Source organism: Pseudomonas sp. Pseu.R1, assembly GCF_045764065.1.
Classification (GTDB): Bacteria; Pseudomonadota; Gammaproteobacteria; order Pseudomonadales; family Pseudomonadaceae; genus Aquipseudomonas.
In genome coordinates, this window is sequence record NZ_JBJGEE020000001.1 from 3,922,023 (window position 1) to 3,937,005 (window position 14,983).

At 60.1% G+C, this 14,983-nt stretch carries 11 protein-coding genes; 5 read left to right on the forward strand and 6 right to left on the reverse strand.

All coding sequences use genetic code 11. The features are described 5' to 3' along the window. Positions 1–13: 13 nt before the first annotated feature. From lgt to ACI5GA_RS18210, 4 genes are all read left to right on the forward strand, one after another. Complete coding sequence (lgt, locus tag ACI5GA_RS18195) at positions 14–826, forward strand: prolipoprotein diacylglyceryl transferase (protein WP_421423668.1); 813 nt, start codon at positions 14–16, stop codon at positions 824–826. 58 nt (positions 827–884) lie between these two features. Then, on the forward strand, positions 885–1,718 hold the full coding sequence (locus tag ACI5GA_RS18200; protein ID WP_404636277.1) for a thymidylate synthase: 834 nt from the start codon (positions 885–887) through the stop codon (positions 1,716–1,718). Positions 1,719–2,043: 325 nt separating this feature from the next. Beyond that, positions 2,044–3,201 carry a cyclopropane fatty acyl phospholipid synthase gene (gene cfa / locus ACI5GA_RS18205; RefSeq protein WP_404636278.1) on the forward strand — a complete coding sequence of 386 codons (1,158 nt, stop codon included), beginning with the start codon at positions 2,044–2,046 and terminating at the stop codon, positions 3,199–3,201. Positions 3,202–3,567: 366 nt separating this feature from the next. Continuing rightward, a complete protein-coding gene (locus ACI5GA_RS18210) occupies positions 3,568–5,016 on the forward strand; it encodes a catalase (RefSeq protein WP_404636279.1) in 1,449 nt (482 codons plus the stop codon). Positions 5,017–5,218: 202 nt separating this feature from the next. On the opposite strand, the gene cadR is transcribed toward ACI5GA_RS18210, so the two are convergent. Continuing rightward, complete coding sequence (cadR, locus tag ACI5GA_RS18215; protein WP_404636280.1) at positions 5,219–5,677, reverse strand: Cd(II)/Pb(II)-responsive transcriptional regulator; 459 nt, start codon at positions 5,675–5,677, stop codon at positions 5,219–5,221. Between the two features lie 83 nt (positions 5,678–5,760). Here cadR and ACI5GA_RS18220 point away from each other — a divergent pair, with 83 nt between their 5' ends. Next, on the forward strand, positions 5,761–8,064 hold the full coding sequence (locus ACI5GA_RS18220; RefSeq protein WP_421423671.1) for a heavy metal translocating P-type ATPase: 2,304 nt from the start codon (positions 5,761–5,763) through the stop codon (positions 8,062–8,064). Between the two features lie 55 nt (positions 8,065–8,119). Here the strand turns inward: ACI5GA_RS18220 and hutG are convergent, their stop codons facing one another. The 5 genes from hutG to hutH (ACI5GA_RS18245) form a co-directional block, all read right to left on the reverse strand. After that, the gene (gene hutG, locus ACI5GA_RS18225) at positions 8,120–8,923 is read right to left on the reverse strand and encodes an N-formylglutamate deformylase (protein ID WP_421423672.1); all 804 of its coding nucleotides are present in this window, start codon (positions 8,921–8,923) and stop codon (positions 8,120–8,122) included. Between the two features lie 22 nt (positions 8,924–8,945). Then, the gene (gene hutI / locus ACI5GA_RS18230) at positions 8,946–10,151 is read right to left on the reverse strand and encodes an imidazolonepropionase (protein WP_421423674.1); all 1,206 of its coding nucleotides are present in this window, start codon (positions 10,149–10,151) and stop codon (positions 8,946–8,948) included. Positions 10,152–10,287: 136 nt separating this feature from the next. Beyond that, positions 10,288–11,682 carry an amino acid permease gene (locus ACI5GA_RS18235; protein ID WP_421423676.1) on the reverse strand — a complete coding sequence of 465 codons (1,395 nt, stop codon included), beginning with the start codon at positions 11,680–11,682 and terminating at the stop codon, positions 10,288–10,290. Between the two features lie 102 nt (positions 11,683–11,784). After that, positions 11,785–13,335, reverse strand: a complete 1,551-nt coding sequence (gene hutH, locus ACI5GA_RS18240) for a histidine ammonia-lyase (RefSeq protein WP_404636285.1) — start codon at positions 13,333–13,335, stop codon at positions 11,785–11,787. Next, on the reverse strand, positions 13,332–14,969 hold the full coding sequence (gene hutH, locus ACI5GA_RS18245) for a histidine ammonia-lyase (RefSeq protein ID WP_404636286.1): 1,638 nt from the start codon (positions 14,967–14,969) through the stop codon (positions 13,332–13,334). The genes hutH (ACI5GA_RS18240) and hutH (ACI5GA_RS18245) overlap by 4 nt, the downstream gene beginning before the upstream one ends. Between the last annotated feature and the right edge of the window lie 14 nt (positions 14,970–14,983).

Consider the following 14,983-nt stretch of genomic DNA (forward strand, 5'->3'; position numbering starts at 1 on the left):
TTAAGGAGTTGCAATGCTGCCTTACCCGCAGATTGACCCGGTAGCCGTGGCCATCGGTCCGCTGCAAATTCACTGGTACGGCCTGATGTATCTGGTCGGTATCGGCAGTGCCTGGTTCCTCGCCTCGCGTCGGCTGAACAAGTTCGACCCGACCTGGACCAAGGAAAAACTCTCGGACATGATCTTCTGGGTTGCCATGGGCGTGATCGTCGGTGGGCGGCTCGGCTATGTGCTGTTCTACGATTTGCCGAACTACATCGCCAACCCTTTGCTGATTTTCGAAGTGTGGAAAGGCGGCATGGCGTTCCATGGCGGGTTCATCGGGGTGATGATCGCGACCTACTGGTTTGGCAAACGCAACGGCAAGTCGTTCTTTCAACTGATGGACTTCATCGCGCCCATGGTGCCGATTGGCCTGGGCGCCGGGCGTATCGGCAACTTCATCAATGGCGAGTTGTGGGGCAAACCGACCGACCTGCCGTGGGCGATGGTCTTCCCGCCGTTCAGCGATCCGGCGCAACTGCCGCGCCACCCGTCGCAGTTGTACCAGTTCGCTCTGGAGGGTGTGGCACTGTTCGTGATTCTCTACTTCTTTTCGCGCAAGCCGCGTCCGACCATGGCGGTTTCCGGCATGTTCGCGCTGTTTTACGGGATCTTCCGTTTTGTCGTGGAGTTCGTCCGCGTGCCGGATGCCCAGTTGGGTTACCTGGCCTGGGGCTGGGTCACCATGGGGCAGATCCTCAGCCTGCCGATGATCATCGCGGGTCTGGTGCTGATCTGGCTGGCCTACCACCGCGCACCGGCTGCCAACAACGCCGCCGCTTGATTCTGAACTGCCGTGCCAGTGCGCCCGGCAGCTTCATCGATACAGAGGGCCTTAGGGCATGAAGCAATACCTTGAGCTGTTACAGGATGTCATTGAAAACGGCACGCGCAAAGGCGACCGAACCGGGACTGGCACCACTGCCGTGTTCGGCCGTCAGATTCGCCACAACCTGGCCAATGGTTTCCCGCTGCTGACCACCAAGAAACTGCACTTCAAGAGCATCGCCAATGAGCTGATCTGGATGCTCAGCGGCAACACCAACACCAAATGGCTGAACGACAACGGTGTGACCATCTGGGACGAGTGGGCCACCGAAGAGGGCGACCTGGGTCCGGTCTACGGCGCGCAGTGGACCGGCTGGCCGACGAAGGACGGCGGCAAGATCAATCAGATCGACTATATGGTCGACTGCCTGAAGAACAACCCCAACAGCCGCCGGATTCTGTTCCACGGCTGGAACACCGAATACCTGCCGGACGAGAAGTTGTCGCCTCAGGAAAACGTGAAGGCGGGGCGTCAGGCGCTTGCAGTCTGCCATTTGCTGTACCAGGCATTTGTTGCGGACGGCAAGCTGTCGATGCAGTTGTACATCCGCAGCTCTGACGTATTCCTCGGCCTGCCGTACAACATCGCCGCGCTGGCGCTGTTGACGCACATGCTGGCGCAGCAGTGCGACCTGATCCCCCACGAGATCATCGTCAGCCTGGGCGACACCCATGCCTATTCGAACCACGAAGAGCAGATCGCCACGCAACTGACCCGTACCCCGAAGGCATTGCCTCAGTTGAAGATCAACCGCCGCCCGGACAGCATCTACGACTACCGTTTCGAGGATTTCGAAATCGTGGGCTACGACGCCGATCCAAACATCAAGGCGCCAGTGGCCGTTTAAGAGCCGCGTCCAATCTGTGGGAGCCGCCTTCGCCACCAAGGTGGCTCCCACGTAGTTTGCGGTGTCTGGGCAATATAAATCCGCACAAACCTTCTATGTTCTAACCGGTTAAACCCTTGCCGGACTGTGCCGTGTTGTCTTAATTCAAAGTTTATTGTTGCAATGGTGTAATAACTGTTTTGCAAGTGAGTAAACAAAATTCATTTGATAGATATTTTCAATCTTTGAATTGAGTATATTGAGTTTATCTGTGGGGATTGTTTGTTCTATAGTCGGGGTCTACCGATAAGTCTTTAGCCTGACATGCGTTTGGAAATCCCCCTCCATGACCACGACGAACTTCAGCACTGACACCTATTCCGATCACACCTCCGGTCTTTATCGCACGGCCTCTCGCATTCTTAGCGCCGCCGGGATCCAGATTAACGGGTCCGCCCCTTCCGATATTCGCTTCAATGGTCCTGGTGTGATCGAACGGGCGTTCGCGCAAGGGAACCTCGGCTTGGGCGAAGCCTATATGGACGGGCAGTGGGACAGCGATCATCTGGACGAGTTTTTCCATCGCCTGTTGAAAACCGGCATGACCGACGATGTGAAGCCGGTGCGCCTGGTGTTCTACGCACTGATGGCGAAGTTCATGAACCGGCAGAACATCAAACGTTCCAAGACCGTAGGCGAAGTGCATTACGACCTGGGCAACGATTTCTACTCGAAGATGCTCGATTCGCGCATGACCTACACCTGCGGGTACTGGGAAAACGCGACCACCCTGGAAGAAGCACAGGCCGCCAAGCTCGATCTGATTTGCCGCAAACTGCAACTCAAGCCCGGCATGCGCGTGCTGGACATTGGCTGTGGCTGGGGCAGTTTCATGAGTTATGCCGCCGAGCATTACGGTGTTGAAGCGGTGGGCGTCAGTATTTCGAAAGAGCAAATTGCCTGGGCCAAAGAGCGCTACAAAGATTTGCCGCTAGAGTTTCGCTTTCAGGATTATCGAGAGCTTGATGAACAGTTCGATGCGATCGCCAGTGTCGGGATGTTCGAACATGTGGGGCGCAAAAATCATCGGGAATACATGGAGTTAGCGCATCGCTGTTTGAAACCGGGCGGGTTGTTTCTATTGCACACAATCGGCAAGAATCAGCGTAACTCTTATCCTGACCCGTGGATTGATAAATATATATTCCCCAACGGTGACCTGCCTTCAATTGGTCAGATGGGCGACGCCATGGATGGTTTATTCGTTGTGGAAGATTTGCACAACTTCGGCTCGGACTATGACAAGACGCTCATGGCTTGGCATGACAACTTCATGAAGGCCTGGCCTGAGTTCGAACCGAAACTGGGCGAGCGCTTTTATCGCATGTGGCGTTATTACCTGCTGTCGTGCGCCGGGGCATTCCGTGCGCGGGATATTCAGCTGTGGCAGTGGGTGTTGTCCAAAGGCGGCGTGCCGCACGGATACCATCGCAGCAAAATATAAGGCCGCCGCCTCACTTCCACAGGCTTCAGTGTCTGATCGTACCCATGCTCTGCGTGGGCACGCAGCCTCTGACGCCCTGCGTCAGTGCGACGCAGAGCGTCGCGAACGGCATTCCCACGCGGGAGCGTGGGAACGATACTCGGAGGAGTTAAAGACAGTTGGCGAAGGCCTACAGGTTCGGGTGTCGTTAAGAATTTGTGCTGGCTATCGAAGATTAGCTAATCAATTAAATCTCTCTATCCACCCAGTGCGGCATCACAATGAGCTTCCGCCTCGGGTTTTCCTTATCGTCTCTCCATCGAACAGCTTCAGGCGCGGCTTCACAACAAGCCGCCCACACAAGTGACCCCAATGGAGAGAACGCGCATGAGCAACAAACTGACGACCGCATTCGGCGCCCCCGTAGTCGATAACCAGAACATTCAAACCGCTGGCCCCAACGGCCCGGCGCTGCTGCAAGACGTCTGGTTTCTGGAGAAGCTGGCGCACTTCGACCGCGAAGTGATTCCAGAGCGCCGTATGCACGCCAAAGGTTCGGGCGCGTTCGGCACCTTCACGGTGACCCACGACATCACTCAATTCACTCGCGCCAAGATCTTCTCGCAAGTCGGCAAACAAACCGAAATGTTCGCACGCTTCTCCACCGTCGCCGGTGAGCGCGGTGCAGCCGATGCCGAGCGGGACATCCGCGGTTTCGCCCTGAAGTTCTACACCGAAGAAGGCAACTGGGACTTGGTGGGCAACAACACGCCAGTGTTCTTCCTGCGCGACCCGTTGAAATTCCCAGACCTGAACCACGCCGTGAAACGCGACCCTCGCACCGGCATGCGCAGCGCCGAAAACAACTGGGACTTCTGGACCCAACTGCCTGAGTCGTTCCACCAGGTGACGGTGGTCATGAGTGAGCGCGGCATTCCACGCAGCTACCGTGAAATGCATGGTTTCGGCAGCCACACCTATAGCTTCCTGAACGCCCAACATGAACGCTTCTGGGTGAAGTTCCACTTCGTCTCACAGCAAGGCATCGCCAACCTGACCGACGCCGAAGCGGCGGCCGTTGTGGGGAATGACCGCGAATCCCATCACCGCGACCTGTACGACAACATTGAGCAAGGCAACTTCCCGCGCTGGAAACTGTTCGTACAGATCATGCCGGAGAAGGAAGCGGGTTCTTACCACATCAACCCGTTCGACCTGACCAAAGTGTGGCCGAAAGCCGACTACCCGTTGATCGAGGTGGGCTACTTTGAGCTGAACCGTAACCCGGAGAACAACTTTGCCGACGTTGAACAGGCTGCGTTCGCACCTTCCAACGTGGTGCCTGGCATCAGCTTCTCGCCGGACAAAATGCTGCAAGGCCGTCTGTTCTCCTACGGCGATGCCCAGCGCTACCGTTTGAGCGTCAACTACCACCAGATTCCGGTGAACTCGCCGAAAGCTGCGCTGCACGTGAACAGCTACCACCGCGATGGCCTGATGCGCATCGACGGCAACCGTGGCGGGATGACCTCATACGAGCCGAACACCAAAGGCGCGTTCCAGGAGCAGCCTGATTTCCGCGAGCCGCCACTGTCCATCGAAGGCGCAGCGGGTCACTGGAACCACCGTGTGGACGACGATTATTTCTCGCAGCCGGGCAACCTGTTCCGCAAGATGAGCCCGAAAGAGAAGCAGTCGCTGTTCGACAACACCGCACGCGCCTTGCGCGGTGTGTCGGCGCCGATCATTGCGCTGCACATCAAGCACTGCACCCTGGCCGACCCGGAATACGGCGCGGGTGTGACTGAAGCGGTGGAGCGTATTCACGCTGCCTAACGGCTGATTCAACGCTTAACCGGTGGGAGCCGGCTTGCTGGCGAATGCGGTGTGTCATTCAACATCAATGTGAATGATCTGCAGTTTTCGCCAGCAAGCCGGCTCCCACACGTCTCGTGTTTGCAGCGCGACAGTGTCGTTTTGACGGCGAGCGATCTCCTGCATGGGCGTCAATATTTCCATGTTGGGGTCGTGTCAGGTATCAATGCCCGTGGCTACGGCCAACGTGGGAGTGCTCCACATCAGCGGCCACCACACTCCCGCTGATCTCCAACCGATCCAGAATCCCGCAATGATTCGGCGCGCCTTCGCTGCAACGCTGGCGCAAATCCACCAACTGTTCCTGTAACGCCTGGAGGCTGGCAATGCGCGCGCTGACGTGCTGGATGTGCTCGTCGATCAACGCGTTGACGCTTTGGCACTGGTCCTGCGGGCTGTCGCGCAGGGCCAGCAGGCTGCGGATTTCGTCCAGCGTCATATCCAGGCTGCGGCAGTTGCGGATGAACGTCAGGCGCTCGACGTGTACCTGAGTGTAGAGCCGGTAATTGCCCTCACTGCGCGCAGGCTCGGCCAGCAAGCCCTCGCGCTCGTAGTAGCGGATGGTTTCCACCGGGCAGTCGGTCAGTTTGGCCAGTTCGCCGATCCTGAAAGAAGCGTTCATGTCACTGATCCCGTTTTGAGGCTTGACCCTATAGTGGCTACAGGGTGTGTACTTGGCAACACGCACACCAAGAGACTCAACCAATGAGTGACTCTGTACACAAACATTCGCCACATGATCACGCAGGCCATGACCACGCCGGGCACAGCCATGCAGGCCATGGCCATGCGCATCAAGATCATGCTGCCCCGGTCAAATTCACGCCGGCTGGCAAGCACGACCACAAAGCCCATTCCTGCTGTTCCCACGAGGTTGCCCCGGCCGTCGTGAGCATCGGCAGTGGTTCGACTGACAACGCGCGGCTCAGCAGCTTTCGCATCGAAGCGATGGACTGTCCTACCGAGCAGACGCTGATCCAGAACAAGCTGGGCAAGATGGCGGGCGTCCAGAAGCTTGAATTCAACCTGATCAATCGCGTGTTGGGCGTGTGGCATGAATTGCCCTCGACTGATCCGATTCGTGCCGCCATTGGTTCGCTGGGCATGCAAGCGGATGTGATCAATGAAGGCGTTGAGGCCGAGGTGTCCAAGCCGACCGCTAAAAAGCCTTGGTGGCCGCTGGCGTTGTCCGGTGTCGCGGCTGTGGCGGCGGAAGTCATTCATTTCACCGATGCCGCACCGACGTGGGTGGTCGCGCTGATCGCGCTGGTGGCGATCTTCAGCGGCGGTTTGACCACCTATAAAAAGGGCTGGATCGCGCTCAAGAACTTCAACCTGAACATCAACGCGCTGATGAGCATCGCCGTGACCGGTGCCGTACTGATTGGGCAATGGCCGGAAGCGGCGATGGTGATGTTTCTGTTCACTGTGGCCGAGTTGATCGAGGCCAAATCCCTTGATCGTGCGCGCAATGCCATCAGCGGACTGATGCAACTGACGCCGGACATGGCCACCGTGCAGCAGGGCGGTCAATGGGTGGAAGTCGAAGTCAAACAGATCGCGTTGGGCAGCGTGGTTCGGGTCAAACCGGGCGAGCGCATCGGCCTGGACGGCGAAGTGGTGTCGGGGCATTCCAGTATCGATCAGGCGCCGATCACCGGTGAAAGCCTGCCGGTCGAGAAAACCGTGGGCGACAAGGTATTTGCCGGGACCATCAATCAGGCCGGATCGTTGGAATACAAGGTCACGGCGGCGGCGAACAACTCGACGCTGGCGCGGATCATTCATGCTGTGGAAGCGGCTCAGGGCGCGCGGGCACCGACTCAGCGGTTCGTCGACAGCTTTTCGAAAATCTACACCCCGGCGGTGTTCGCGCTGGCGCTGGCCGTGGCGATCATCCCGCCGCTGTTCATGGGGGCGGCGTGGTTCGACTGGATTTATCGCGCACTGGTGTTGCTGGTGGTGGCGTGCCCGTGTGCACTGGTGATTTCAACGCCGGTCAGCATCGTCAGCGGTCTCGCGGCGGCAGCGCGCAAGGGGATTCTGGTCAAGGGCGGCGTCTATCTGGAAATGGGCCATCAGCTCGATTACCTGGCGCTGGACAAAACCGGGACCATTACCCACGGCAAACCGATGCAGACCGATTACGTGTTGCTCGATGAGGCTTTCGGTGAGCGTGCGCTAACGATTTCTGCCAGCTTGGCGGGGCGTTCCGATCACCCGGTTTCTCAGGCCATCGCCACGCATTTTGGCAAGGACGGGCACCTGTCAGTTGAGGCCTTCGAAGCGCTGAGTGGGCTGGGGGTGAAAGGCGACGTTGAGGGGCGTTTGTATCACTTGGGCAACCATCGGCTGGTGCATGAATCCGGCTTGTGTTCGCCTGAGCTTGAAGCACGACTTGAAGCGTTGGAGTCCCAAGGCAAGACCGTTGTGTTGCTGTTTGACGAGACTGGGCCGCTGGCATTGTTCGCGGTTGCCGACACGGTCAAGGACAGCAGCCGCGAGGCGATTGCGCAGTTGCACGCGTTGGGCGTTAAAACCGTGATGCTCACCGGCGACAACCCGCACACGGCCAAGGCGATTGCTGCGCAAGTGGGGATCGATCAGGCGCAGGGCAATTTGCTGCCGACTGACAAGTTGCAGGCGATTGAAGGGCTGTACGCGCAGAAACATCGAGCCGGGATGGTGGGTGACGGCATCAACGACGCCCCGGCGTTGGCGCGGGCAGAGATCGGTTTTGCCATGGCGGCTGCGGGGACGGACACCGCGATCGAGACCGCCGATGTGGCGTTGATGGATGACGATTTGCGCAAGATTCCGGCGTTTATCCGCCTGTCCCGCGATACCGCAGCGGTGCTGAAACAGAACATCGCGTTGGCGCTGGTGATCAAGGCGATCTTCCTGGCCGTGACCTTCGCGGGAGTCGCGACCATGTGGATGGCGGTGTTTGCCGATATGGGGGTGAGTTTGTTGGTGGTGTTCAATGGGTTGCGGTTGTTGAGGAAATAGCAACGCCAACGTGATCGTGCCCACGCGGAGCGTGGGAACGATCACCGGAAGGGCATCACTTCCCGTACTTCTCCCGCCCCCAGGCGATCATGTTTTCCAGCAACGACTTCAGCACCACTCGCGTCGGATCAGCCAGATCCGCGCGGTAGTGGAATGGCACGAACTCTTCCATATAGGTGCTTTGCGCCAACTCAAGCTGCACCGCGTGGATGTGCTCGGCCGGATTGCCGTAGTGACGGGTAATGTGGCCACCTTTGAAACGCCCATTCAACACATGGCTGTAGTTCTTCGCGCCCGCACAGACCGCTTCAACCCGTTTTTCCAGCTCCGGATCACAGCTTGCGCCGTTGAAGGTGCCGAGGTTGAAGTCCGGCAAACGACCATCGAAGAGGTGCGGGATGTGGCCGCGAATCGAGTGGGCGTCGAACAGCAGCGCGTAGCCGAATTCGTTACGCAGGCGCTCAAGCTCGTTGCGCAGGGTGTCGTGGTACGGCGTCCAGATTTTCTCCAGATAGGTCGCGCGCTCTTCTTTGCTCGGCACCTGGCCTTCCTTGAACAGCGGATCGCCTTCGAACAGCGTCGAAGGGTACAACCCGGTGGTCGCTCCGGCGTACAGCGGTTTGTCATCGGAAGGGCGATTGAGGTCGATGACGAAGCGCGAATACTCCGCCGCCAGTACGCTGGCACCCAGATCGTGAGCGAAATCGTACAGGCGCGGGATATGCCAGTCAGTGTCTGGCAGGCTCACGGCCTCATCCACCAAGCCTTCGCGTACCACTGGCGTCAGATTCAAACCTGGGTGGGGCATGCTGATCAGCAGCGGTACGCGACCGCGAGTGAAACTCAGAACCTTGTCCACGATGTTCTCCCGATTCAGTAATTTAGAAACGACTTTCCACGCCGTGACGCACGACGCGTTTATCCAGATCTCCGCCCAACCAATAGGCCAGGTCTGCGGGCCGCTCGATGTTCCACGCAACGAAATCGGCGACCTTGCCGACTTCCAGCGAGCCGTGGCTCTTGGCCAGTCCCAGTGCTTGAGCGGCATGCACGGTCGCACCCGCCAAGGCTTCTTCGGGCGTCATGCGGAACAGGGTGCAGGCCATGTTCAGCATCAGGCGCAACGACAGGCCCGGTGAGGTGCCAGGGTTGAGGTCGGTGGCGATGGCGATTTTCACGCCGTGTTTGCGCAGGGCGTCCATTGGCGGCAACTGGGTTTCCCGCAGGAAATAGAACGCGCCGGGCAGCAACACCGCGACGGTGCCGGAGGCGGCCATGGCGATGGCGTCCTCTTCGGTCATGAACTCCAGATGGTCGGCAGACAGCGCCTGATAGCGCGCCGCCAGGCTTGAGCCGTGCAGCGACGACAGTTGCTCGGCGTGCAGCTTCACCGGCAAGCCCAGTTCGCCTGCGGTGATGAACACTTGCTCGACCTGCGCAGGAGAAAATGCCAGGTATTCGCAGAAGGCATCGACGGCATCCACCAGGTCGTCCTTGGCCAGCGCGGGCAGCATTTCACTGCAAATGTGGGCGATGTAATCGTCGGCGCGGTCTTTGTATTCAGGCGGCAGGGCGTGGGCGGCGAGACAGGTGGTGCGCACGGTGACCGGAAGTTTTTCTCCCAGTTGGCGGGCGACGCGCAACATCTTGGCTTCGCTGGCAAGGTCCAGGCCGTAGCCGGATTTGATTTCCAGCGTGGTCACGCCGTCTTTGAGCAGATGCAGGGCACGACGCTCGGCGCTGGCGTACAACTCGGCCTCGCTGGCCGCCCGCGTGGCGCGAACGGTGCTGGCGATGCCCCCGCCTGCCGCCGCGATTTCCGCATAGCTGACGCCTTGCAGGCGCTGCTCGAACTCGCCACTGCGATTGCCGCCGAACACGGTGTGAGTGTGGCAGTCGATCAGGCCGGGAGTGACCCAGGTGCCGTTGAGGTCGACCGTTTCGATGGCGCCTTGATCGGGCAATTCGCTGCGAGGGCCGATCCAGGCGATGAGCGCTCCGTCGGTCACAATGGCGGCGTCCTCGATGATCGAGTAAGTGCCGTTTGCCATGGTTGCTGCGTGACAGTTGTGCCAGAGCGTTTTCATCGAGTGTCTCCAGAGTTTGAAGCGTTAGAGATCCTGTTGTGGGAGCCGGCTTGCTGGCGAATGCAGTGTGTCATTCAACATCAATGTGACTGATCTGCCGCATTCGCCAGCAAGCCGGCTCCCACAAGGTTTTGTGTCATCCAATAGACCGGTTTGGAGCCGATGTTTGGTTCGGCTTCACCCAGACCCGATACGCAATCACCAGCAACACAATCCACACCGCGCCCACCACCAGCGCTGCCTGCGTGTCCGGGAAATACCCCAGCACCACAAAGACAAACACCATGAACGCCGTGGCGGCGATCGGTGCGACAGGCCAGAACGGCACCGGGAATTTCAGTTGTGCGACCTCGTCCTTGCTCATCGAGCGGCGCATCGCAATCTGCGTGACCAGAATCATCAGCCACACCCAAACGGTGGCGAAGGTGGCGATGGAGGCGATCAGCAGAAACACGTTTTCCGGGATCAGGTAATTCAGCACCACGCCGCACAGCAGGGCGGCGCCCATCACCAGCACGGTCATCCACGGCACGCCGTTGCCCGACAGTTGCGCAAAGCCTTTAGGCGCCTGGCCTTGCACCGCCAGGCCATACATCATGCGACCGGCGCCAAAAATGTCGCTATTGATCGCCGACACAGCCGCTGAAATCACCACGATGTTGAGGATGATCGCCGCCGAGGAAATCCCCAGTTTGTCGAAAATCTGCACGAACGGGCTGCCCTGATTGCCGATCTCCTGCCACGGGTACAGCGACATCAGCACGAACAGCGTCAGCACGTAGAACAACAGGATGCGCAGCGGCACAGCGTTGATCGCGCGGGGAATCACCTTCTCGGGATTGCGCGCTTCACCGGCGGCCACGCCAATGATTTCGATGCCGCCAAAGGCAAACATCACCACGGCCAGCGCCGCGACCAGGCCGCTCACGCCGTTGGGCATGAAGCCGCCTTGCGTCCACAAATTGCTCACGTGGCTGACGCTGTCGCCCGCTGAAGAACCGATGCCGAACAACAGAATGCCGAAACCTGCGAGGATCATGGCGATGATGGCACCGACCTTGAGCAGCGACAGCCAGAACTCGGTTTCACCAAACACTTTGACGCTGCACAGGTTGAGCGCGCCAATCACGAATACGATACCGAGCACCCAGATCCAGCGGGGCACGTCGGGGAACCAGAAACCCATGTAGATCCCGAATGCCGTGACGTCGGCCAGGCAGACGATGATCATCTCGAATGCGTAGGTCCAGCCCAGGACGAAGCCTGCCATCGGACCCAGATAGTGCGTGGCGTACTCGCTGAACGAGCCTGCCACAGGATTGCGTACGGCCATTTCGCCCAGAGCGCGCATGACCATGTACACCGCGGCGCCCGCGATGAGGTAGACCAGCAGCACAGCGGGGCCAGCCAGTTTGATCGCCGACGCCGAGCCATAGAACAGCCCGGTGCCAATGGCCGAGCCCAGCGCCATGAAGCGAATGTGACGGGCACTGAGCCCGCGTTTCAGATCGGTTGCGTTTTGCGGTTTCATTTCACGTTCCAAGTGTTTCTTTTGCTGGAATGAGAAGGAACACGCCCCTGAGGAGCGGCCCTATCCTCATTCCAATGACAGGCCGTCCCTGGCCTGTCCCGATCAGAAGCTCGGCAACAGGTCAGCGGACACCAGCTCGCTCAGGCATCGGGATGCGAGCAAGGCGGTGGCGGCCTCGATGTCAGGGGCGAAGAAGCGGTCTTTTTCGTAGAACGGGACCTGGCCGCGCAGGGTGGTGCGGGCGATTTCCAGTTTTTCCGAGGTCTTCAGACCATTGCGCAGGTCCAGACCCTGACACGCAGCCAGCCATTCTACAGCCAGCACGCCTCGGGTGTTTTCCGCCATTTCCCAAAGGCGCTTACCGGCGGCCGGGGCCATCGACACGTGGTCTTCCTGGTTGGCCGAGGTCGGCAGACTGTCGACGCTGTGCGGATGGGCCAGCGCCTTGTTCTCACTGGCCAGCGCCGCCGCAGTCACCTGGGCGATCATGAAGCCGGAGTTCACGCCGCCATTGCCCACCAGAAACGGCGGCAGTTGTGACATGTGCTTGTCCATCATCAGCGAGATGCGGCGCTCGCTCAGGGAGCCGATCTCGGCGATGGCGAGGGCGATGTTGTCAGCGGCCATGGCCACCGGCTCGGCGTGGAAGTTGCCGCCCGAGATCACTTCGCCTTCAGCCGCGAACACCAGCGGGTTGTCGGATACCGCGTTGGACTCGATGGCCAGCACTTCCGAGGCCTGACGCAGTTGGGTCAGGCAAGCGCCCATGACTTGCGGCTGGCAGCGCAGGGAGTAGGGGTCTTGCACCTTGTCGCAGTCGCGGTGGGAATCGGACACCTGACTGCCATCGCCCAGCAGATCGCGATAGGCCGCAGCCGCGTCGATTTGCCCGCGCTGGCCACGCGCGGCGTGAATACGTGGGTCGAACGGCGCGCGAGAGCCGAGTACCGCTTCCACGGTCAGTGCGCCGCAGCTCAGCGCCCCGGCGAACAGGTCTTCGGCTTCGAACAGGCCGCGCAGCGCGTAGGCGGTGGAGACCTGCGTGCCGTTGAGCAGCGCCAGACCTTCTTTCGCTGCCAGTGTCAGCGGCTTCAAGCCTGCAACCGCCAAGGCCTCGACAGCGTTCAGCCATTGGCCTTTGTAGCGCGCCTTGCCTTCGCCCAGCAGCACCAGCGACATATGCGCCAGTGGCGCGAGGTCGCCCGAGGCGCCAACCGAACCCTTGAGCGGAATGTGCGGGTAGACCTCGGCGTTGATCAGGCCGATCAGCGCATCGATGACCTGACGACGAATGCCCGAGAAACCACGGCTCAAGCTGTTGACCTTGAGCACCATAATCAGCCGCACCAACTCATCGCTGATCGGCTCGCCAACGCCTGCTGCGTGGGACAGCACCAGCGAGCGTTGCAGGTTTTCCAGATCGGCGCTGGCGATGCGGGTCGACGCCAATAGGCCAAAACCGGTGTTGATGCCATAGGCCGTACGATTCTCCGCCAGGATTTGCTCGACGCAGGCCACGCTGTTGTCAATCTGCTGACCGGCGCTGGCGTCCAGCGTCAGGGTCACGGGTCGCTGATAGATCGCGCGCAGTTGCGCCAGGGTCAACTGGCCGGGGATCAGGTTCAGCGGGGTCGCCTTTTGGGTATCGGTCACGATGCTGCTACTCCTTCGTTGATGTCGGTCGCGTGCCTTGAACTGGCTCCTGCCTGTTCCGCGCTTGTGGCGCTTGGGCTGCGACTGTTGCTGTTATGGGTTGCCGCGTAGTCGCGGCAGGCCTGAAAGACGCTTTCCAGTGATTCTTCGTTCTTGAGCAGGGTCACGCTGCTGGCGATGTCCGGGGCCAGCCAGCGGTCTTCGTCATAGGCCGGAACACGCTCGCGCAACAAGCGCCACGCGGCTTCGGTGCCGACGCCGAAACGCGGGCCTTTGAAGAACTCGAACGCCTGAGCGGCCAGCAAATACTCGATAGCGAGGATCTGCGTGACGTTCTCCAGCACCTTGTGCAGCTTCAGTGCGGCGCTGGTGCCCATGCTCAGGTGGTCTTCCTGAAGACCGGAGGTCACATAGTTGTCGACGATGGCCGGTTGCGCCATCTGGCGGTTTTCCGCGCAGAGGGATGCGGCGACGTACTGCACGATCATCATTCCCGAGTTGACCCCTGGCTGGCTGACCAGAAACGCTGGCAGACCGCTGACGGTCGGGTTGATCAAACGATCCAGACGGCGCTCGGCAATCGAACCCAGTTCGGCCATGGCAATCGCCAGCAGGTCTGCCGCAATGGCCACGGACTGACCGTGAGGGTTAGCTTGGGAGACCACGCGCCAGGCCTCGGGCGTACCCAGCAGCAGTGGGTTGTCGGTGGCCGAGTTGAGTTCGGTTTCGATCTGACGCGTGGCGTGGGCCAGTTGATCGCGGGTGGCGCCATGGACTTGCGGGATAGAGCGAATGCTCAGGGCGTCTTGCGTGCGAATGCCCTGACTGTTGGCCAGCACTTCACTGCCCGCCAGCAGACCGCGCAGGTTTTTACCCACTTGCTGCATGCCCGGATGGGGCTTGAGCGCGATGATGGTTTCATCGAACGCGTCGAGCTGACCGCGCAGGCCTTCGAAGGTCATGGCGCTGATCACGTCGGCCCACTGCATCAGGCGGTTCACGTCAGCGATGGCCAGGCAGCTCAGGCCGGTCATGCACGGCGTGCCGTTGACCAGGCACAGCCCGTCTTTGGCGCCCAGTTCAACCGGTGACAGACCTTCTTCACTCAACGCCTGCAACGCCGAGACCACTTGCCCGCGATAACTCACCTGACCCACGCCCAGCAGCGCGACACCGACGTGGGCCATGTGGGTCAGGTAACCGACCGAACCTTGCGACGGTACTTGCGGCGTGATGCGGTGATTAAGCAGGGCGAGCAGCGCCTGCACCACCTGACGGTGAATACCGGATTTGCCCTGGCTGTAATTGATTATCGCGGCGCAGATGATCGCGCGGGTCTGCTCGTCCGGCAGCACCGGGCCAACGCCGCACGCGTGGCTGAGCAACGTGTTGCGCGACAGGCGACTGAGTTGCTCGTCTTGCAGAGACACGTTGCACAGCGCGCCAAGGCCGGTGTTCACGCCGTAGGCGCGTTCACCGCTGGCGACGATGCGCTGCACGATGGCTTGCGCATTGTCGATGCGCGCCCAGGCGCTTCCCGAGAGCGCCAAGGTGGCGCCGTGGCGGGCGACGGCGGTGACGTCCTGCCAGGTGACGGGGGCATCGCCGATGATGATCTGTTCTGCTCGCGACATGAGTGCAGCCGTCC